At 40.3% G+C, this 19,408-nt stretch carries 16 protein-coding genes, 1 pseudogene and 1 riboswitch; of the genes and pseudogenes, 1 reads left to right on the top strand and 16 read right to left on the bottom strand.

Annotated elements, in window-relative coordinates; translation table 11 throughout:
* Position 1: 1 nt before the first annotated feature.
* The 9 genes from BLS49_RS14655 to fabF all read right to left on the bottom strand — a co-directional run bounded on the left by BLS49_RS14655 (position 2) and on the right by fabF (position 14,311).
* On the bottom strand, positions 2 to 1,885 hold the full coding sequence (locus BLS49_RS14655; protein ID WP_425432152.1) for a glycosyltransferase family 2 protein: 1,884 nt from the start codon (positions 1,883 to 1,885) through the stop codon (positions 2 to 4).
* Positions 1,886 to 1,907: 22 nt separating this feature from the next.
* A complete protein-coding gene (locus BLS49_RS14660; protein ID WP_091231884.1) occupies positions 1,908 to 3,221 on the bottom strand; it encodes a nucleotide sugar dehydrogenase in 1,314 nt (437 codons plus the stop codon).
* A gap of 20 nt (positions 3,222 to 3,241) precedes the next feature.
* On the bottom strand, positions 3,242 to 4,696 hold the full coding sequence (locus BLS49_RS14665) for a polysaccharide deacetylase family protein (protein WP_091231888.1): 1,455 nt from the start codon (positions 4,694 to 4,696) through the stop codon (positions 3,242 to 3,244).
* A 207-nt stretch (positions 4,697 to 4,903) separates the two neighbouring features.
* Entirely contained in the window at positions 4,904 to 8,620 is a 3,717-nt protein-coding gene (locus tag BLS49_RS14670; protein WP_139173141.1) for a collagen binding domain-containing protein, read from the bottom strand.
* A 115-nt stretch (positions 8,621 to 8,735) separates the two neighbouring features.
* Positions 8,736 to 9,176 carry a hypothetical protein gene (locus BLS49_RS14675; protein WP_091231894.1) on the bottom strand — a complete coding sequence of 147 codons (441 nt, stop codon included), beginning with the start codon at positions 9,174 to 9,176 and terminating at the stop codon, positions 8,736 to 8,738.
* Between the two features lie 508 nt (positions 9,177 to 9,684).
* Entirely contained in the window at positions 9,685 to 10,827 is a 1,143-nt protein-coding gene (locus tag BLS49_RS14680; protein ID WP_091231897.1) for a response regulator, read from the bottom strand.
* Between the two features lie 116 nt (positions 10,828 to 10,943).
* On the bottom strand, positions 10,944 to 11,753 hold the full coding sequence (locus tag BLS49_RS14685) for a transglutaminase-like domain-containing protein (RefSeq protein WP_139173142.1): 810 nt from the start codon (positions 11,751 to 11,753) through the stop codon (positions 10,944 to 10,946).
* 13 nt (positions 11,754 to 11,766) lie between these two features.
* Positions 11,767 to 11,852: riboswitch (cyclic di-GMP riboswitch) on the bottom strand.
* 116 nt (positions 11,853 to 11,968) lie between these two features.
* Entirely contained in the window at positions 11,969 to 12,952 is a 984-nt protein-coding gene (locus tag BLS49_RS14690; RefSeq protein WP_175471422.1) for a DUF4349 domain-containing protein, read from the bottom strand.
* A 120-nt stretch (positions 12,953 to 13,072) separates the two neighbouring features.
* On the bottom strand, positions 13,073 to 14,311 hold the full coding sequence (fabF, locus tag BLS49_RS14695; protein WP_091231903.1) for a beta-ketoacyl-ACP synthase II: 1,239 nt from the start codon (positions 14,309 to 14,311) through the stop codon (positions 13,073 to 13,075).
* Between the two features lie 185 nt (positions 14,312 to 14,496).
* Here fabF and BLS49_RS14700 point away from each other — a divergent pair, with 185 nt between their 5' ends.
* On the top strand, positions 14,497 to 15,336 hold the full coding sequence (locus BLS49_RS14700; protein ID WP_091231907.1) for a helix-turn-helix transcriptional regulator: 840 nt from the start codon (positions 14,497 to 14,499) through the stop codon (positions 15,334 to 15,336).
* 48 nt (positions 15,337 to 15,384) lie between these two features.
* Here BLS49_RS14700 and BLS49_RS14705 read toward each other — a convergent pair.
* The 7 genes and pseudogenes from BLS49_RS14705 to BLS49_RS14735 form a co-directional block, all read right to left on the bottom strand.
* Positions 15,385 to 15,678: pseudogene (locus BLS49_RS14705) on the bottom strand (GNAT family N-acetyltransferase); the annotation flags it as partial.
* An 81-nt stretch (positions 15,679 to 15,759) separates the two neighbouring features.
* Positions 15,760 to 16,404: an HAD family hydrolase gene (locus BLS49_RS14710; protein ID WP_091232127.1), complete on the bottom strand. Its 645-nt coding sequence runs from the start codon at positions 16,402 to 16,404 to the stop codon at positions 15,760 to 15,762.
* A gap of 55 nt (positions 16,405 to 16,459) precedes the next feature.
* Positions 16,460 to 17,410, bottom strand: a complete 951-nt coding sequence (locus tag BLS49_RS14715; protein ID WP_091231910.1) for an AraC family transcriptional regulator — start codon at positions 17,408 to 17,410, stop codon at positions 16,460 to 16,462.
* Between the two features lie 33 nt (positions 17,411 to 17,443).
* Positions 17,444 to 17,959, bottom strand: a complete 516-nt coding sequence (locus tag BLS49_RS14720) for a hypothetical protein (protein ID WP_091231913.1) — start codon at positions 17,957 to 17,959, stop codon at positions 17,444 to 17,446.
* A gap of 21 nt (positions 17,960 to 17,980) precedes the next feature.
* Entirely contained in the window at positions 17,981 to 18,382 is a 402-nt protein-coding gene (locus tag BLS49_RS14725) for a lipid II flippase family protein (RefSeq protein WP_091231915.1), read from the bottom strand.
* Positions 18,383 to 18,521: 139 nt separating this feature from the next.
* Positions 18,522 to 18,833, bottom strand: coding sequence for an antibiotic biosynthesis monooxygenase (locus BLS49_RS14730; protein ID WP_091231917.1), 312 nt, complete (start codon positions 18,831 to 18,833; stop codon positions 18,522 to 18,524).
* A gap of 201 nt (positions 18,834 to 19,034) precedes the next feature.
* On the bottom strand, positions 19,035 to 19,373 hold the full coding sequence (locus BLS49_RS14735; protein ID WP_091231920.1) for a cupin domain-containing protein: 339 nt from the start codon (positions 19,371 to 19,373) through the stop codon (positions 19,035 to 19,037).
* Between the last annotated feature and the right edge of the window lie 35 nt (positions 19,374 to 19,408).

Raw genomic sequence — 19,408 nt, forward strand, 5'->3', positions numbered from 1 at the left:
ACTATATCGAATTCGTTCGATTTTTATTTCGTTGTTGCTTTCTGGCTTCCTTCTTCAGTCTTGCCTCAATATCCTGCGGCGTTTCTCTAGTACCCCATGTAGACTTCCAGAAGGTAACCCATGCTACTGGCATTTGCCACAACAATACAAACTCATAGAAAATACAGAAGACAAAACCAAATACCCACAGCTTACTTTTGCGGAAGAGCAAATGTGCCAGACTCATGAGCAGCGCCATCAACAAAAGTCCCATGAGAAAAGTACCTGGAAAAACACCATAAACTAACGGAACAAAAACGAGATTATACAACACGACAACGGGTGCTGCGATCGGTACAATGAGACCAATGTAGAAAAACAACGCCATAAACGGCTCTTTTTTCCAAATAAATCCTGCCGCTCGAAGTGATTCTCTTAGCCATGAGCGTTTCCAACGCATCTGCTGTTTTAAGAACACTTTGTTATCCGAAGGAACAATCGTTGAACAGATCGCCGAATCTTGATATCCGGTACGATGCGTCTTAAGGATAAAGTTCGTCATACTCCGATCATCACCAAAGGTAGCAGGCTGACCAAGGAATTTCTGGTTCAACCAAGCATCTTTATGTTTAAGAATCAAATCTTTGCGGTAACAAGATAACGGACCAGAGAGACAACTTACACTATCGAACCAAGACTCTGCAGCCTTCATAATACGAAATGCAATATAATATCGCACAGTCTGAAGTTTCGTCAATGAATTGGTATATTTGTTCTCTACATCGGTACGACCAGCAACACCGCCCATTTTAGGATCTTGGAAAGGTTGTACGAGATGCCGGATTGCATCCGGCTCAAGGAAGCTGTCTGAATCGACGAATACGACCAAATCATGACGGGCTACTTCTACCCCTTTGACCAAAGCTTCGCGTTTTCCTGCATTTTGCTGCTGAACAATAACCTTGAGCCGATCTCTAGTGTTATAACGCTCCGCTTCATTATGAATGGTCTCAATCATTCGCTCAATCTGTTCGACAGAACGGTCAGTTGATCGGTCATCTACAACGATAACTTCAAGCTTATCAACCGGATAATCCTGATTCATGCAGCTTAAAATGGTTCGGTGAATCCATTGCTCCTCATTAAAACAAGGGATAACTATAGATACACCTGGAGTATAATCCGGATTCACAGGAACATCCCTGAACAATGCTCCGAATAAATATCGGGTCAACAGAAACAAGGCTGCAATCAGACTATACAGATACAAAACAATATTGTACTTAAAATAAATAATGCTCTCGATACGCATGAGCATGATAAAAAGCACTGAGAATAACAAGAACGTACTTGCTGCATACACAGAATAACCCCAGCGTTTCTTCTGAAAATACTCCGTTAACGGCTTAACAAACTCTACGGCGATCATTAGTTGTTCTTTGTGATCGCCTTCCTCAGTCTCATGTTGCTGCATAAACAAACGGACAACAGTTGCATCAGTCTGCACCAATGATTCGAAACCTTCCGGCATTGTGCCCGGTGGAATGCGAAATTTCACCTTTATTTTATTACCGACAGTCAATTCAGGAGATGGCTCGTTAACAACAACCAATAGCCCAGTAGACGAAATATCCGCTGCCTTGCCCTTTATCCCATTTTTTTTGGTGCGTCCTTCAGGGATAATATGCACATCAAAATCGGCAACGTATCTGAGACTAAGCATTCTCATTTTGTTGAGGTATTCGGCATCCAATGTGGCCGAATCCTGCTCAGATCCCCGAATACCTCTTCGGTCTGCAACGTGACGAATTTGTTCCGGATCAGGTACATATGACAGCGTCCGCCGATCTGGTCGCGTAACGGTCAGTTTCTCCTCAGTAACTTTTTTATTTTTTTTTCTGAACACGATCAAATCCCCAATCCTTTAATTACAGACTCCAGTATGTGTAGCCTTGACTCTCATACTGTGATTTGGAAAATGCACCCTTGATATCAAACAAAATTTTTGATTGTTCGCGATGGAACATTCCGTCAAAATCAGAAATGCCCATTTGCAAAAATTGTTGATGAGCAACAGCGACTACAACAACGTTAAGGTCCTTCAAGGATGACATCTCGGTCAACTCTATTTCATATTCATGATGAGCTTGTTCAGAATCTACCAAAGGATCAGCTATAAGCGGAGAAATACCGTAATCCTGTAATTCTCTCACGATGTCTATAACTTTAGAATTGCGTATGTCAGGACAGTCTTCCTTAAAAGAAAGTCCCAGAATACCGATTCTAGTATTTCTGAAATCAAGTTGTTGCCGCACAAGCATTTTTATAATGTGCTGTGCAATAAATTTACCCATCCCATCGTTAATATGTCGACCTGCCAAAATGATTTTGGAATGATATCCCGTATCTTCAGCTTTATAAGTTAAATAATATGGATCGATTCCGATGCAATGTCCTCCAACCAGACCGGGTTTGAAATTCAGAAAATTCCATTTTGTTCCTGCGGCACCAAGCACAGCGTTAGTATCAATATTCATTTCATGAAACAACATCGACAATTCATTCATAAAAGCAATATTAATATCGCGCTGTGCATTCTCAATGACTTTAGCTGCTTCAGCCACTCTGATACTGTCCGCTCTGTATACACCTGCTTCGATGATCAGTTCATAGATTCGGGATACTAGATCAAGTGCTTCCTCATCATTTCCAGATACAATCTTGACGATATTTTCAAGGCGATGAACTTTGTCCCCCGGGTTTATTCGTTCCGGCGAATACCCAACCTTAAAATCCTGCCCACACTTTAGCCCAGATTCAGCTTCCAAAATCGGGATGCACACTTCTTCCGTTACTCCTGGGTAAACTGTTGATTCATACACAACTACTGATCCCTTGCTTAATTTGCTGGCAACTACCCGGCTTGCGCTCTGTACAAATTGCAGATCCGGAACATTGCCGCTTTGCACAGGAGTAGGAACAGCAACGATGAAGCAGCGCACTCCCTGAAGCTGATCTGCATCTGCAGTAAATGATACGTTACAATCCCGGATAACCTCGTCACCAACATCACCTGTTACATCAATACCGCTGAGATATTTATTAACCTTTTCCTGGCTGGCATCATAACCAATTACGTTCAATTTTCTCGAAAATGCTACAGCTAGTGGCAAACCGACATATCCCAGTCCGACTACCCCTATTTTCTCCTCATGATTTGCAATACGATCATACAGATTCATATCTATTCATCCCCGTTTTTTTAAGAATCCTGTTCCTTGATCAATTCAGACATTTTCACAAAGGTGAACCCTTTGTCCTCCAAGCCATCCAGCACACGTGGTAAAGCCTCAATAGTGTGGATATTATCTAACATATGCAACAAAATAACACTTCCATTTTCCGTTTTTTCCATAATTTTATTCACAATATCATCCGCAGTATTAGATACATCCCAATCCAGTGTAGTAACGTCATACATGGCAATCACCGGATACCCGACAGCAGCGACAGCCTTCGCTCTTTCATCATCAATGACTCCGGTTGGTGGACGAAACAGCATAACCGGCTGCTCTTGAATCGCCTCTGTGATTACTTGATGCGCTTTTACCACATCTTCCTGCAGCTCTTCTGGAGTAATGGTCGTAGAAACAGAATGGGCATAGGTATGATTCGCTACCTCATGTCCCTCCGCTACCATTGCTCTTGCTAGATTCGGATTATCTTCTACGCCTTTAGCTCTTAGGAAGAATGTTACTTTTACATCATGTTCCGCTAAAATATCAAGAATCTCCGTTACAGTCTTGTCACTGCCAAAATCATCAAACGTAAGTGCAATATGACGTTTCTTGGTATTCACTTTATAAATCAACTCATAATCTGCATTCTCATAATCGTTGTTAAACTTGGATGCATCGTAACCTGGAATTTGCTCTAACGGTTTTCTTACCCCGCCATTTTCAACCAATTCATCCAGTGTGATCAGCTTATATCCAATCTCCTTGGCAGCACTTGCAATGTACTGGATGGAAGAAATTACTTCTGGATTTATATCCGTATTTAATGTGATGATGCCGCCTCTGGATATATACCTCTTCACATAATCTCCGATTTCCTTGGCAGATTTCATATCGCGGTCCTTCGGATTAATGTTATAGCTTACTACAGCTTTCATTCCTAATTGTGCTGTAACGAGAAGAAGATCATCTGAATGATCGCCCGATTTACTGCGAACATATTTGGGGCGTTTTCCTGTCTCTTTTTCAATGACTTCATTACTTAACTTTATTTCTTTATAAATTTGTTGATAATCCAGATTAGTCAGATCAAGCTGATTCAGCGTGTTGTTCTCAATTTCATGGCCTCTTGCTACAATGTCATTTGCAATATCCGGCTCCTCTGCAACTCTCATTCCTGGCAGAAAAAAAGTAGCCTTGATTCCATACTTGTCTAGTTCATCTAATAGCTTGGTCATTGTTTCCTTGTCACCCATTCCATTAAAGGTAAGTGACAGTTCTTTTTTAGCGGTATATACGTAAGTAATCTCTCTACTTTTCTCTCCGGTGTATGTATCAACCTTTTGCTCAGTAGTCTTATTGGTGGTGTTTTCATTACCAGATTCGCTTTTTCCTCCAATCCAGCCACAGCCTGAAAGCATTGAAATGATGAGAATTAATATCCCTACTCGCAACAACCTATCCACACGATACACTTTCATTACTTAACTCCTTCAACTAGTATAGGAAAAAAGCCTTGATTTTCTCAAAATCTACTATAACATACCATTTTTATAATTTAAATTCTAGACAATTGTACTAAGTTGTTCTTAACAATTTCTAAACAAGAAATTTGTAATCGCTTTAATTGAAAAAAGCGTTCTCCAAGACCAATAAAGTCTTAAAGAACGCCTGAAATACAGATTAAACTACTTTTTGTTGATTAGAAATTTTCTTCTCAACATGACTGCTCCAGCTACGATTAGCACAGCTCCAACTACTTGCACAAGCCAAGGGCTATTTTCCCCAGTTTTTGGAAGAACAGGTACATTAGTACCATCTTGCTTAGCCTTGTCTCCTTTAGAACCGCCTAATGGATTACCGTTCTCATCCAATTCAATATCAGATGGATTAGAAGTTTTTCCTGGTTTAGTCTTGTCTCCATTGGTTCCGTCTGACGGAACCGGCTCTTCCGGAGCAGTATACTCTTCATCCTTCTCAACCGGTTTTGTCGGAGTTGGTACTTCTTCCTTTGGAGTCACTGGATTTGTTGGTGTTCCTGGATTTGTTGGTGTTCCTGGGTTACCTGGGTTACCTGGGTTACCTGGGTTACCTGGGTTACCTGAATTATCTGGGTTACCTGGATCAACCCTTTTGGAATTTGTTACTGTAATACCCAAAACTCCTCCGGTCAACTCAACTCCAGAATCAATAGTAATGGTTTGATTCGGACTGTCTATTGTATATCCTCGTGGTGCAGCTGTCTCTGTCAAAACATACTCACCATACAGCAGGTCTGTAAACACTGCTTTACCGTCTGCATCTGTAACCACTGAAATTGGAGCTCTCAAGTTGCCTTTGTCTTGCAGAACAAAAGTAGCTCCTTCCAGCGTCTTGGATACATTGGCTTTATCAACTTTGGTTATTTCAAGTTGACCTTTAGGTGTTACAGGAGTAGTAGATTTTTCATTTACTGCCGTAACTTTCTTGACACCGCTCGTTTGCTTGATAGAGCTATCAATTACGATAGAAGTTCCAGTTTGATCAAGGTCATATCCTTGCGGAGCTTCCGTTTCAATTAACGTATAAGTACCATATAGCAATTTCGTAAAGGTAATCACACCATTAGGATCCGTCACCTTTTCCCCTATAAGGGTACCGCTACTATTAATTAATTTAAACTTAGCACCTTCAAGCTTGTTACTATGATCATCTTTATCAACCTTAGTAATTTCAAGGTTACCAAGTACGCCTGTACCAGTACCCGATCCTATAGTCGATTGAACTCGTACAATTTTTTCATGCTCTAATGTACCCTTCGTAATTCCATTACCTTCAAATTCAACTCTATTTGTTACATTCTCATCATCTGTAGTCACAGCGATCTTTGAAGAATATTCCAAAATATAAGCTTCTTCAATAGGATTTAAGAAGGTCAGTTCAAACATCTCTTTATCCGTTTGAGGATCAGTAGTAAGTACTAGGCTGTAATCAACATCCTTCGTTTGCAAAGCATCCTTTGTTAGAACCAATACATTTTGGTTCCCTGAATTAGATGCCTTAGCTAGATAAAGCTTAAAGGAACTAGTATCGAGGATCTGATTCGTGCTCGGATAGTCGATGATCTTCGCACCTTCAACGTAGGATTGACCTTCATTGATCTTGATCGTCCAATCGATATTTGAACCATTCTTTGTACCCGCTTTGTCAACGTAAAATTCACCACGCGGGATAGTTAATGACTTATTCCAGCTCCAGCTATCATCAGTATTGCCTGTCAAAGTCGCTTCGTTGTTTACTTTGTCTACAACTACTGTTTTGTCAAGCTTTGTAACAAAGGTAACTATATGCGGTACAGTAATATTACCTAAATCAATCGAAAGTGTGTTATTAACATAAGTAATTTTACTAGGATCGATAGTGACTGGACTACCTTTAATTACTGCTCCTGATGAGTTAACAGATGCTTCATACACTTCGACTGTAACCGGTACTAATGTCTGATGATCCTTCAGTTCATCAGTAAATACAGCATTGTTTACTGTATTACCATTGTAATTGGCTACAATCTCCCAAGTAATCTCTTTCTTGCTAGCGTCGTATTTACCATCTTTACGACCGTTGTTCTTAGTTTCATTATTAGGATTGAAATCTTTCGTCAGGTTAATGTTGCCACTATACTCTGTCTTTTTCTCATCCCAAACAATGTTAGCGGTATTTCTATAACCCGCACTCTCTGGAATGAAGTTGGTTTTATAAGTAATAGTATACGTATCTGTGAACTGTCCTTGGAATTCTATCTTAAGTCCTTTTGTCAGATCACTTTGGTCAACAGTATACGGTATTACTGTTCCAGATGAGCTAGTTATTGTGTAGGAATCTTTAATCAATTTCAGACCACTGCCACTAAATGTGTCAGTTACAATCAAGTTAGTCATTGGTTTTTTGTCGCTATTGACTACAATTTCCCAAGTATTGGTCTTTGTACTATAGTCAACAGACGTATCACGTTTTACACCAATGTTGCTGTAGAAGTAGCTTGTTGCCGTCCTATCGATTCGATTCCCACTATAAGTGGTATATACATCATTAGTAACTGTTGTATTTTGGTAAATTCGGTTGTCCGTGTAGGTCTTATATTCAATATCGTATTTGGTATCCGCAGGAATCGCTGCATTAAAAATCAGATCGTATCCACTTTTACCATCTACTCCATTAATATAATTTACCGTGTAATCTTGACCATCAGTTAGTGTTGTTCTACTACCCTGATCGGTTACTTTATAGACTACAAAGCTGTTCGGAACAATCTTCATGTTGTCATTAAACCGATCGTGAACTACAGCTTCTGCTTGAGTAATTTCTTTCCCAGCATAATTGTATTTCACTTTCCAAGCAATGTTCTGATTAGTTCGATCGCTACCTGAAGCCGCGCCTTCTTTTGTTAAAAGCTCTTCACGAACAATATTGATGGTTTTCTTGTCAGTCTGAGTTGTAATATTTGATCCCGTCAATTTAGCATCGTTTGTGAAGCTGTTCATGGCTTCGTTATCAGTAACTGCTGTAGAATACTGAATTCGGTATGCTTTAGACAGCGTCGTCTCCTTGAACAGAATCTCAAACCCTAGTCCATCAGGCTGAAAATTTACTGTATAGACATTATCGGTTACTGAAACCTCAGAGCCTAGTGTAGGTGGATGATCCAGATTCACCTGAAGATTAGAAACCCTAATTGAATTCGGATCTAAAATCAAGCCGTTAGGTAAAGTATCAGACAATACTGCACCGTTAATCTTCTGTAACGATGTATTAACATCAATTGTCCAGTCGATTTTCTTAGCCTTGTCAGCTACACCGTTCTTCGTAAGCAATTTTCCATCCTTCGGTGTAAAATTAACGATAACGACTTGTGTTCCACCGCGAATTGGGAAAGGAATCTTCACTTCTGTACTACCGGTGATCTTAGTCTCACTGAACTTGGTGGTTAGTTGCACCGTACCAGAAACCTCTGAATACTGTTCAACATTGCTATTGAAGGTAATGGTTACATGACCATTAGTATCAACAACAAAATCACCGACATCTGTAAAAGAACCGCCGTCCACATTAAGTTTTCCATCTACTTGATTGAAGATTTCAAACTCCTGGGGAACATTAAACTCAACAGTATCACCGGCCTTATAAGCATGACCATTCTCCAAAGCCCAATCATACTTGATAACAACTTTGTCTCCTAGCTTAGAAGTATCGACTCGATCAGGCTTATACACAGCATCAATCACATTCCCTGCTTCATCTTCAAGAGTAACTTTCGTAATGATATTATCGCCAGGTAATGAAGCTGCTAGTGCCTGAATCAATCCTGTCCCAAACACCCCTTGAAGGACAAGGATTAAAGCTAGAAACATTTTTAAGTTTTTCTTCATAATTTGTTTTCTTTCACCCTCTTCCAATAAGTTTTAGACCATCAAATAATGGTTCTCCGAACATTTGCTAGACCAAAATTCACCAAAAACAACAAGAATAGATTATTCTATCTGACTATACAAATTCTCTACAAGCTGAAGACTGCTCATGAAGTGTGTAGAAAGCATAGAACTTTTTCTTCTTCACAGCGTTGGATAACCAGGCAAAAAAATCATTAACCCGGTCATCCTCCCATTTTCCTCCCTCACGATAAAGCAAGCGGTAATAGGAAATTTTATATTTTATAGTACCGTTCCATGAAAAATAAAATATATTTTTATCACGATATTGTTGAATGTAACAATCAAAATTACTGTTCTGCAGCGGGAATAAATTATCGTTATAAAAAAATAGCGGTCCATTGACCGTCGCAATTATTCCAATCTTATTCTCTTGATAATCTATATAAAAACCTCTGCAGTACTGTTGCTTATGTTCTTTGCTCAGTTCAATTTCCTCATACGTGCTCACATCAATTCCTTTGGATAAATCACCGAAGTTTCTGAGTATAATCATGACACCTGAAATCCCCCATTCTTCACAATCTAACTTAAATATAATCAGAACACCTATACAATTTCTGTACAATTGTTCTCAACTGAGGGGCTATCCCAAAAGTAGGTTTACTGTCAAAACTAGAAATAGCGGTGCAAGGAAGACGACCCCTGCACCGCTTGATCCGCCACATATTCTATGACCGTATCTCATGTGTAATAGTGTCATGATGCGGAATTCCTGAAATTCCTGCATATGTGCAGGCTTTGTTTATGTAAAGCCCCTAAATGCCCTAAATTGCTGCAAATGTGCAGGCTTTCTCTAAGGATTCTCTTCAAACTAGTCTATTCTGAACCCTATTCCTGCATTTTTGCAAGCTTTTGTTCATCCTTTCATGGCTGCTTTTAAAAAACTGCATTTTTGCATCCTTTTCCTGATATCTTGCCTTTCCACTGCTAAACAAGAAGCGTCCCTCAAAGTTATATTACATAACTTTTGGGACAGCCTCTTCCTGTTAATCCTGGTTTTATTAATTTTGCATAGTAGTTTTCTTCGCCCAAAGCTCATACCACTCGCTTATGTGATTGCTTGGAGAAACACTTACTTCTTCTTGTAATGAATTCAAAAGTAAATTGAACTGTCTTTCAACCATTGAATGACGATCCATACTTGCGTACATTTTCATTAGTGAAAAATGTGCCTCTTCCTCAAGCGGGTATTGATTGCAAATATTAACATAACATATGATCGCTTGATCAATAAGCTGCTGTTGTTGATACCAATCCGCAATGGAGTAGGACGTAAACAACCACATTCCTTTGAGGCGCTGGCGTTCACTTTCAGTCCACCAATAGTCAAACTCCTGCAAGTAATCACCAGTATACAGCTTCATAGTTTCTACATATTCATCTATAAATTCCTCATTAATGCGCGGCAGTTGGGTAAGCTTGTCCTCCCATTCCACTATATCCAGAATGACATTATTCATGTTAAGTATATACCCTTCAGTCGTATTGGAGATTTGAAATCTTTCACCATAAGGCTGTAAAGTCTTCCGGATATGATAGACCGCTGTATACAATTGAGAGTACACTTTGTCAGATTCATATTCAGGCCATAATAGATCAATAAGTACGGATTTACGCACAAGCTGTCCCCGATGCTGCAGCAAAAATAAAAAAAGCTCCTGTGCTTTCGAAGTTCTCCACTGCAAAAGAGTAAATTGACCCTTAGGCAACTCTACCGAAACTTGCTTTAATAGATGCAGACGAAGATCATGATCCTCTTCAACAGCTTCATCCTCCACGATCGAATGCTGTAACTTTCGAATCCGATCTACGGTTTTTGTTAGTCGTTCAGCTCTAGTTGGCTTCACGATATAATCAATTGCATTAAGTTCAAAGGCTTTTATCGCATATTCGTTATATGCTGTTACAAATACGATATTCAACTGAGGTTTGAACCCAAGTAATTGATCAGCAAGTTCAATTCCATTGATTTCAGGCAAACTTATATCTAAAAAAACAGCATCTACATCCTTGCGAAGTATTTCTTCTCTCGCTACAAGCGGATCAGAGAAAAGACCTACAATCTCAATATTGTCAAATTTAAGAAGTTGACGCTCTAAGTATTCCAATGCTAACCTCTCGTCATCAACCAGAATGACTTTCATTTCGGCACTCCTTTAAATAATTATTATCTAATATATCTTATTATATAATCGGCATTACAATAAAAAAAATAAGCCTCGAACTGGTAAAGTTCAAGGCTCACAGACCTAAATCCCTATTAATATTGTCTAGCAGGTGTGTATTTCGAAGCTTCTTTTATCATTTCAAAAGCAGTTGTAGTACCTTTCCATCCTGAGTCAACCGTTGTATCGATAATCACCCACGAGCCGTTCAGGTAAACCTCATTCCAAGCATGATAAGTGGTTACATATTCCGTGTTCCCCATGACAAGCTTGGCAGGAATATCGACACTCCGCAGCATAGCTGCAAAAAGTGCAGAATATCCATAGCAGATATCTTTTTTCGTAATAAATGTACGCTCGATTTGCGGTATATAATCATTTGGTGATTTTACTGCCAGTTGATTATCGTATTTGATATTGCTAATTACGAAGTCGTAAATAGCTTTTACTTTTTCAGCATCTGTTGTCTTATTTTGAGTGAGCTCTTTCGCTTTAAGAACTGCTTTGCTGGAATCGTTCCAGCTTACATTTTGTACAGAATTAAGGAAAACAATTGAGCTGTCTTTAAGATTCAGATTCACAGTTTCCTTATGGACCAATCGATATTTATTTCCACTCGTTTGTTCCAGTAGACTTATCGTGTAATCACCATTACCAAGCTGAAGAGAGAATGTATTATCCTCACTGTCAGCTAATAAATTATAGGTATATTGCTCTTCGCCCTTCACAACTAACAGCTTTGTCTTCAAATCAGGATTGACTTTATATTGAATGCTAACAGAGCCATTATCAATGTTCCCTAAATCCAACCAATCCTTGCTATCCGCCGCATAAGCAGAATTAGCTCCAGTAATCCATGGCAATAGTGTCATGAACGCAATTACAACAATAATAAATCTACGCACATATAAAACCCCTTTCGGTAACTGGCTACCATCTCTGACTAAGAGGAAGGCCCTTTAGCTTTGCGTCACTGTCTTTCGACAGTTTTGCCATTGTCGTATAAGTTCTATGGATGTATATATTTCTTTATTAGATAACAATTGGATGGTTCTTAATTACTAGATTCAGGTTATCATAGATCAAAGTATTTTTAAAGTCTCAATTTTAGAATAATACATTATTCATTAGATGACTTACCCCTATTTTTTCTTCTTCGAAGCACCCATACGATACCAAAAGCTACACCTGTGATTAATAGGATCGGAAGAGCTGCAGATAATACAATGACAATCCATTGGAAAAATATACTAATCACATTCATACTTCCACTTAATGCATCCTTAGCTCGTTCGAACAGAGAGGCATTCGTCTTCTCAGTAAGAATTATGGTATCTGGTTGATATAACCGAATCTCAATGGTTGAGAAGGATACACTATTATCGATAAATCGCATTCTCCCCCGAATTTGCTCAATTTCAGTCTGAATTCGTTCAAGTTCATTAACGAACTCCACGATCTGATCTGTCTTGGTAGCCTCATTTAAAAACTTCAAATATCTTTCTTCCATCGCCAGCTTTACTTTAAGACGCGACTCTAGATCAACGTATTCCTCGGAGACGTCCTGACCTTGAATGCTGCGCTGCATGTCTTCATGATCAAATTTCTCCAATCGATCCAAAAAGGTGGAAAATCCGCTGGCAGGCACTTTAATTGTAAAATCACCCCCTTTTTCGTTGTGAGAGAAACCTTCGGAGAACTCTACTATATATCCACCTGCTAATGTAACCAAATTACGAATATCGGATTGTGCCTTACCATAGTCTTTGACCTCCATCGTAACGTTGGCTGTATAAATCAGTTTCTTATTCAGTCCGGCAATACTGTCAGCTGCGCTGAAGCCCGTACTCGTTATGAAATTTCCACCTTTTGATTCAGAGCTTGGTAAAGCTTCAGTTGTATTTGCGGATGCACTATCAAACTTAACTTGTTCTGTAGACTCCTCTTTTGCGCTCTCACTTGTACCTGTATCTGACGCAAAATCGCTAGTACTGGAGCTGTTGGCCATAGGTGCACTATTACTATTGTCTTTCGCGCTTCCACACCCACTCAGTACTAAAAGAAAAATCATGCTTACTACCAGCCAATTCCCCCATTTGTTCATAAAATCAGCCCCCATAGCTCTCATTATTTAGGGTCATTTTTATTTTTTTCGCTTTCCAAATGCCCCATATCATAATGACGTTGCCAGAGTTTGGAAGGTTGCTGTAGCCTGGAATATTTATTACTCGCTATATTTCTTCAGAATAATAGCCGCGTTATGACCGCCGAATCCAAAAGAATTAGACAAGCCGATTTCGAGATCTGCTTTCCTCGCTGTATTCGGAACATAATCGAGATCACAAGCTGGATCGGGATGTTCCAAATTAATCGTTGGCGGGATAATCCCCTCCTTTAGAGACTCAACCAAAGCGATAGCCTCAGCCCCTCCTGACGCACCGAACATATGACCAAGCATCGATTTGTTTGCGGTAATTGGCACCCTCGGCGCATGATCTCCGAATAACCTTTTTAACGCTTTCGTCTCCGCGAGATCTCCTACCTCGGTGCTTGTAGCATGAGCGCTCACTACATCGATATCGTGAGGGGAAATACCTGCCGAATGAATCGCTCTTTTCATCGCTAAAAGCGCCCCGTCTCCTTCCGGATGAGAAGCAACAATATGATACGCATCTGAGCTCGCCCCGTATCCGATCACTTCACCGTGAATGTTTGCTCCTCTTGCCAGGGCATGATCCAATGATTCCATGACTACAATTCCTGCGCCTTCCCCCATAACAAAACCGTCACGCGTTGCATCAAATGGTCGGCTTGCCTGCTCCGGGGCATCATTGCGTCTAGACAATGCAGTAGCATTGCCAAAGCTTGCCAACGACAATGGATGGATTGCTGCTTCGGTTCCTCCGGCAATGATTACATCGGCTTCTCCGGTTCGGATCATCCGAAACGCTTCTCCAATTGCAGTATTTCCAATCGAGCAAGCTGTAACTGGAGATAAAGTCGGACCTAAAGCGCCAAAATGGATGCTGATTTGTGCAGCCGCCATATTCGAGATCATCATAGGCACCAAGCTAGGACTTACTCGACCAGGCCCACGTTTAAGATATGCGTCATAATTATCTGTAAGCGTCCCAATACCGCCAATTCCTGTACCGACATATACACCAAAGCGTTCCCGATCGATTCTGTCCAATGGAAGCTCAGCATCTTCAACAGCCTTCTTAGCCGCGTAAAGCCCAAATTGGCAAAATCGATCCATCTTCCGTGCATCCTTCCGTCCAAAAAGTGCTTCAGCATCAAAGCTGCGAACCAATCCTGCGATTTTGGTTCCGAATTCCGAGACGTCAAATAAATCGATAATTGTAATTCCTGATTTCCCTTCCTTCAAGCTGTTCCAGAACAGTTCAATTTCATTGCCTAGCGGGGATGCAATCCCCCTGCCAGTAATCACAACTCTCTGCATCATGATTCCTCCTTCTTTTAGTACCAAGTATTAAAAATACGTTTTCCTATATTCTACCCTCAAGTTATCCTATTACCAGTTTTCAGTTATACTAGGATAAGGAGTAATATGATATTTAAATTTAATCCCTTTATAATGATATTTAGGACCAGATCTTAATGTCTAATTTCTCTTTGGAGGTAAGCATGAAGCAAGAGCCAAGACTAAAGGCGCTATCAGACTTTTTAAAAACTCATCGTGCCAAAATTGATCCCCAAAGTGTAGGAATGCCCGTCGGTTCCCGCCGCCGAACTCCTGGTTTACGCAGAGAGGAAATCGCTCAATTGGCAGGGGTTAGTACTAGTTGGTATACATGGCTTGAGCAGGGACGAGACATTAAAGTATCCGCTTCTGTATTGGATGCCATATCAGGAGCTCTTAAACTGAACAGCGACGAGAGAAAATATCTGTTTGACCTCGCGTTAGACAACGCTTTTCATCCAAATTTTGCGGTTAAAGAACCTACCGTGATCAGCCCTTCCATGCTTAAAATATTGCAGGAGCTTAAATATTGCCCGACCATTATTTCAGATCGTCATTGCAACATTGTTGGCTGGAACGAAGCAGCATGCCATGTATTTATCGATTTTCGGCAAATTCCTGAACAAGAACGAAATATGATCTCTCTTCTTTTTACGAAAAAGGAATTTCGCGCTCTTGCAGTGAATTGGGCACATTTCGTCAAAGGGTTTCTTGCGATCTTTCGCGCCTATTACGGACAATATGTCGCTGATCCTTGGTATTCGGAGTTCATTTCACATATGGAGCACAATTATCCTGATTTTAAAGGCCTATGGAATCAGAGTGAAGTCAGTGCTGCACCTGAGGTTATGATAGAATTTCGCCATGCCAAGGCTGGTAAAATGCTCTTTAATCTGTTATCCCTTCAGGCACAGGGTGATGCAGACTTGAGATTAAGCATCTATACGCCGGTAGACAAATCATCAACGGAAATGAAACTGCAAAAACTGCTTGAAGGACAATAAAAAGGCGGAAAACCGTAATATACGGAATTCCGCCATGCTACTACACAACTATTTTTGGTTAGCCCGATACTCTTCTGCTAAAACGCTCATTACAATGACATCGCAGTATTTGCCGTTTTTGAACATTTTTTGCCGCAGCCGTCCTTCTTCCTTAAAACCGCAGCTGGCGTAACATCGACGACCTCTCTCGTTAAAATCATAAACCTCCAGCTCAAGACGGTTTAGGTTCAACGTTTCAAAAGCAAATTTCTGCAGAAGGGAGAGAGCTTCTCTGCCGTAGCCCTGTCCGAGCAAATTCTTGCGCCCAATCACGATTCCGATAATAGCTGAACGATTCAGCCAGTATCTTCCTTCCGGTATTCCCGTAAAGTAATTCTATCCCCAACGATATGCGGCATAACTGTCAGCTGCCTTTCTAAATGCTTAAACCCAATTTTCCAATTTAATATCTGATATTTTCTTAACAACTTCATCGGCCTGTGACAGATCCTGATTGCCAGAGTTTAGATTCACATAGCCTATACATCCCATCCCCGCTGCTTTGGCAGCTATTATGCCATTACGGGAATCTTCAAGCACGAGGCAATCCTGAGGCTCTACTCCAAGTTGAAGGGCTGCTTCGAGGTATACATCCGGCGCCGGTTTACCTTTTGCCACTTCCTCACCGCTCACAATGCAATCAAAATGTTCAGCAATCCCGAACTTAGAAACAACTTCCTCTATGAATATTCTAGGAGAGGAGGAAGCAATACCAACTAACAATTCCCTATTTTTAATATTCTGAATAAGCTCCCTGATACCTTCAATAGGCTCGATATCTAGTAAACGAAGACCACTAATTTTACGGGCAAGCTGATATTCAATAATTTCTTCCACACTCTGCATTACCTGATACTCTACTCTAATCGATTTCCACATCTCAGGGTTCGTCATGCCCACATATTTATCAAGCTGCTCGTGCTCTATAACATGTCCAAAATAATTCATCGTCTCTATGTCTACCTCATAGTGGAGCGGTTCACTGTCAATGATGACACCATCCATATCAAAAATAAAAGCTTTCAGCATGATCTCTCTCCTCTCCTCATCCAATAGGATCTCTAATTCAAATTGTTGTATCTCCTTATCCATGCTCCCTGATCGGTACATATAAATCAATCTTGCATTTCCCCTCTGGATCAGTTGCCGGATCATTCATGCAAAATTCAAGACAATATCTATCATCTGGATCGTACTGACTGTTTGGCAGCCATTGACCGAATAAGCTCGAATAAGCAATCGCTAGTTGATCTGCCTTATCGTAGAATGAATACAGTGCATAAGTTCCTCCCGGTAATGTTGCAAATTCAATATCTCCGAGGTGGTCCGAATTGTTTTCACCAGTATTATACTCTTTTCGAAAGCCAGGCGGTAGCGTTACACATGCATCATATCGACATTCAAATTCATCGACGGTCGATGGATCATCCAGAGAAGTTCCAATAAAATACTGATCAGGTGAAAACAGCCCGTTTTTTGCGGCCCACTCACCTATTTTACCCCATGCATGATAAGTGTCCAAATAGCTACCGACGTGTCTTACATAGGCTACCTCATAATTTGGCAGTTCATGAATCGAAATTTTCATATTCCAAATCCTCCTCAGAAAGTTATTGTTACTTCCTTCAGCATATCGATTTGGATTCGCTGCTTCTTCGTTTTTATTGCGATCAACTAATGAGTAATTGCTATAATTGCAATTCTTAATCAAGTCATTTCTAATCTCGGAAGGAGTTGAGTTAAAGTACTTTTTAAAGGCGGCATTAAAGCTGGACAGGGATTCAAAGCCACAAAGCAGAGATATCTGCAGAATGGCGAGATCTGAATTGCCTAAATAAGATACAGCTTTCTCTAAACGTATTCGAGTCAAAAACACGACCGGAGTTACACCGATAATCGAGGTGAAAATCCTGGAAAAATGATACTTGGAAAAGCTTGCGATCCCAGCCAGATCATCCAGTGTGAGCTTTTGCGAAAAATGCTCCTCAATATATGTAATCACTCGATCTATTCTATTTCTATATTCCTGATTCATCCTCAGACCCCCTCAGCCTCCATGAAGCAGTTGCTAGACCAGTTCAATAAATTCATTTAAATGCTGACTCACATAGGCATTCATTATCTCGATGAGGCGCGGAGACGCAGTTACATATTTGTCGTAAACCGCTTGAATCGCCTGAGACAGACCTTCATCCTGCTCCAAATCAGAAGGCTTTGCTTCACACCAGCTTCCATCCTCCTTCCGGTTTCGTTGTACAACAATCCCTTCAGCTTCTTCCAATATATCAGACATTACCTGGTCACTATAAAAGCGTACGCCAGCCTTGATAGCGGGCCAAGCCTTAATATCAGTAATGTAATACTGAGTGAACCAATATAGCTCTGCCGCGGACCCAATATGATTATGATAGACGTAGAACATAAATGTAGATAATTGGGCCTCATTTAATTGATCAACCAATGCCTTCTTTACTTCAAAATTTTGTCCTCGTACTTGCATCGTTAACGGTTGCACACATTGCCAGCTTATGCTTTGCTTATCCAACGTACGAAACTCAGCAAAACTCATTTTAACACGTATCAATCATCCTCAGCCTCCTCAGATCTATCCAGATAATATTTGTACAGCCATACCAATAAAATAAGCAGCTGGAACTATAATGACTTGAGCCAGCATAGTACCAAAAAATCGAGAAATCATTAATAGAACATATATTTTTCCTAACAGAGGTTTGGATTGATCTTGATGGATCGCTTGATCAGTGATAAGACCTAATTGAGGATCAATAAAAATAGTTAACAGAATAGTAGCAATCCCGTTAATTAGGCCAGAGGCTTGTGAAGCTGTTGTACTTAAGTGTGGCAAGAGGTGTGCCGCATATAGTGAAGAAAGAACGCCAACGGTGTATATTGCGGTAACCAAAACATTCAGAAAAATAAACCTTTTGGAAATGCCCAGATACCTGAATTGCCGAAGGTTTAAGTTAGGATAAAGTCTCAGCCGTATGTATAACCATCGTTAACACGAATACGATGATCAGATTGGTCATCATAACGATTCATCTCCGTACTTCTGTCATAAGGGATGAAGCAGCCCATTCAACACTGAATGTACTGCTTCATCTAATTCATAGCCTCAGCTATACTTAAGAAACTGAGTGAGATACAACCAATTCGTATTTATTTAGTGACGCTCCTAGCATAAATTCTTTCGTCTCCCCGCCCCCACGATGAGATTCCCGGAATGCTTCACTCGAAGTCCAGCCTCGGAATGACTCTTCGTTCTCCCACAGGGTAGACACTTTCAATTCTTCTTCTCCATCTTTACCTTCGCCAAGCCATACTTCCAAACGAATAAATCCAGGCATTTGCTGAACCCCTTTAGACTCTGCAAAACGAGCAGCCACCTGTTTTCCATGACCGGCTTTAATTCGAATCGTGTTCGTTACTACAAGCATCTCTGCTCCTCCTGTTCAGGTGAGATTATAATTGTCCTTATATTATTATAAATGAGTATCATGGCTTCACCAAATGATGTTCAGTTAGACAGTACGGTATACGACAGTTATCTTTTGTGACCATAAACATATAGCCACTTACTTTGTTCAATCACAACTACTTCGTGAAATCCCGTTTCTTTAAGCAAACTTCTCACATTTCTAATTTACCAAAACTCTATCATTTCTAGTATTAGGTTGTGAAATTACTAAAAACTCTGTATCCTGCTGCGAGGAATTAAATGCTCTATGAGCAACAAAAGGTGAAATTTCAATCCCTTCTTGTTCTCTAAGGGTGTGCTCCACCCCATCAATTTCGATGTTTAGCGTGCCAGACAATACAAAGAAAAACTGAATGGATTTCTGATGATAATGTCTTGCCTCACTTGTTGCTGCGGGCATCTTCTCATGAATAATGCTTCTATTCTCTTGATCAACTAGACGCCATCCATCACAACGCTCACCCCAAATGTAATGCTCCGCGTTATGTTTACTAATCATTTCCTATCCTCCAAAATATTTGATAAATCCCGTCT

It is taken from the genome of Fontibacillus panacisegetis (assembly GCF_900102215.1).
Taxonomy (GTDB): domain Bacteria; phylum Bacillota; class Bacilli; order Paenibacillales; family Paenibacillaceae; genus Fontibacillus; species Fontibacillus panacisegetis.

Bases quoted from the DNA above. Each gene is read 5' to 3' on its own strand.
- BLS49_RS14660 (WP_091231884.1), bottom strand. From the start codon at position 3,221: ATGAATCTGTATGATCGTATTGCAAATCATGAGGAGAAAATAGGGGTA.
- BLS49_RS14665 (WP_091231888.1), bottom strand. From the start codon at position 4,696: ATGAAAGTGTATCGTGTGGATAGGTTGTTGCGAGTAGGGATATTAATT.
- BLS49_RS14670 (WP_139173141.1), bottom strand. From the start codon at position 8,620: ATGAAGAAAAACTTAAAAATGTTTCTAGCTTTAATCCTTGTCCTTCAA.
- BLS49_RS14675 (WP_091231894.1), bottom strand. From the start codon at position 9,176: ATGATTATACTCAGAAACTTCGGTGATTTATCCAAAGGAATTGATGTG.
- BLS49_RS14680 (WP_091231897.1), bottom strand. From the start codon at position 10,827: ATGAAAGTCATTCTGGTTGATGACGAGAGGTTAGCATTGGAATACTTA.
- BLS49_RS14690 (WP_175471422.1), bottom strand. From the start codon at position 12,952: ATGAACAAATGGGGGAATTGGCTGGTAGTAAGCATGATTTTTCTTTTA.
- fabF (WP_091231903.1), bottom strand. From the start codon at position 14,311: ATGCAGAGAGTTGTGATTACTGGCAGGGGGATTGCATCCCCGCTAGGC.
- BLS49_RS14700 (WP_091231907.1), top strand. From the start codon at position 14,497: ATGAAGCAAGAGCCAAGACTAAAGGCGCTATCAGACTTTTTAAAAACT.
- BLS49_RS14710 (WP_091232127.1), bottom strand. From the start codon at position 16,404: ATGCTGAAAGCTTTTATTTTTGATATGGATGGTGTCATCATTGACAGT.
- BLS49_RS14715 (WP_091231910.1), bottom strand. From the start codon at position 17,410: ATGAATCAGGAATATAGAAATAGAATAGATCGAGTGATTACATATATT.
- BLS49_RS14730 (WP_091231917.1), bottom strand. From the start codon at position 18,833: ATGCTTGTAGTAACGAACACGATTCGAATTAAAGCCGGTCATGGAAAA.
- BLS49_RS14735 (WP_091231920.1), bottom strand. From the start codon at position 19,373: ATGATTAGTAAACATAACGCGGAGCATTACATTTGGGGTGAGCGTTGT.